Genomic DNA, 1,449 nt, shown 5'->3' with positions numbered 1-1,449 from the left:
TGTGGTGACCCCTAAAAGTTAGAGTTTTATATTAAGCAGCTAATTGGCTGGTGTGGATACGGTATTGAACCGGACTCATGCCTGCCAATTTTTGCTTTATTCGCTTGTTATTATAATAATTGATATATTCTTCAATTCTCTTTTTTAATTCTTCAAATGAGTACAGAGCTTCACCATAATACATTTCTTGTTTTAGTAATCCAAAAAAGTTCTCCATAGGTGAATTGTCTAAACAGTTTCCTTTTCGTGACATACTTTGGAACACCTTGTGTTTCTTTAGTGTTTTTACCCATTTATTATGTTGATAATGCCAGCCCTGATCAGAATGAACAGTCGTTCTGTACTTTGATTCTTTTACGATTTCTAAAGCTTCCTCGAGAGGTTTTAGGGCCAATTCTAGGGTTGGACGCATACTTATCCCATACGAAAGGATTTCACCATTGTACATATCCATAATTGGATTTAGATACAGTTTTACACTATCTGAACACTTGAATTCTGTGATATCTGTTGTTAATTTTTGATGACACACACTTGTGTGAAAACGACGATTGATACGGTTTTTGGCAATAGTTCCAATAGTTCCTTTGTAAGAACTGTACTTTCGTGATTTTCTACTGAACTTCTCACATTTGAGTCCAAGTTCATTCATGATGCGTTGAACCTTCTTGTGATTTACTATCAAACCACTTTGCCTTAATTCCAAATAGATACGACGATACCCATAATTGCCATCATGTTCCTCAAACTTGGATTGAATACATTCCTCCAGTTCCTGATTCGGATTCTCTTTCTTCATCATTTTTATATGATAATGGTAGGAGGATTCGGGAATGCCGACTATTTGTAAAACGTCTTTCAGTTTGAAGGTTTCTTTGAGTTCGAATGATAATGCTGCTTGTGCTTTTCGAGATAGCCCTCCGGATCCATCTGAAAAGCTCGCAACTTTTTTAGGTATTCTATTTCTAAACGAAGAAGCTCATTTTCTCTCTCCAATTTTTGTTCGTGGGTCATTACTTTATCTTCTACAGATTTTTTACTATTTCTATTTTTAGCTTTATCAGACATGGGTGGCCGTCCTTTCGGTCTTTCCAGAGACTCAGCACCACCCTCCAAAAGAGCTTTCTTCCATACAGTTATCATAGGAGGATTTGTTAGCCCAAACGCTAGGGCTGTTTCAGTTACTGAAGATCCCGTTCTTTTCATAAAGCTTAATACATCTAGCTTGAATTGAACAGAATAAGTTTTATTCTGGTTTTTCTTCTTTAACCCTTCGGCTCCGAACTTCTCGTAGTTTTTTACCCAATTAATAATCTGTTTATGTGACTTAATACCATGTTTTTTAGCTAAAAGTTTATATCCAAGTTTTCCTTCTTGATATTCTCTCACTACCATAACCTTAAATTTCTCACTATATTTAGACAAAAATAAACACCCCAAAAGTTAGAT

The 1,449-nt window shown here is 35.5% G+C and carries 2 protein-coding genes; both read right to left on the bottom strand.

Going from position 1 to position 1,449, the window contains the following annotated elements; all coding sequences use genetic code 11:
- Positions 1 to 31: 31 nt before the first annotated feature.
- Positions 32 to 958, bottom strand: coding sequence for an IS3 family transposase (locus tag ACX9YW_RS22850; protein WP_460351006.1), 927 nt, complete (start codon positions 956 to 958; stop codon positions 32 to 34).
- The gene (locus ACX9YW_RS22845) at positions 859 to 1,425 is read right to left on the bottom strand and encodes a transposase (RefSeq protein WP_460351004.1); all 567 of its coding nucleotides are present in this window, start codon (positions 1,423 to 1,425) and stop codon (positions 859 to 861) included. The genes ACX9YW_RS22850 and ACX9YW_RS22845 overlap by 100 nt, the downstream gene beginning before the upstream one ends.
- Positions 1,426 to 1,449 lie beyond the last annotated feature (24 nt).

The organism is Pseudoneobacillus rhizolycopersici, assembly GCF_054786815.1.
This window is presented reverse-complemented; position numbering and strand designations above follow the sequence as displayed.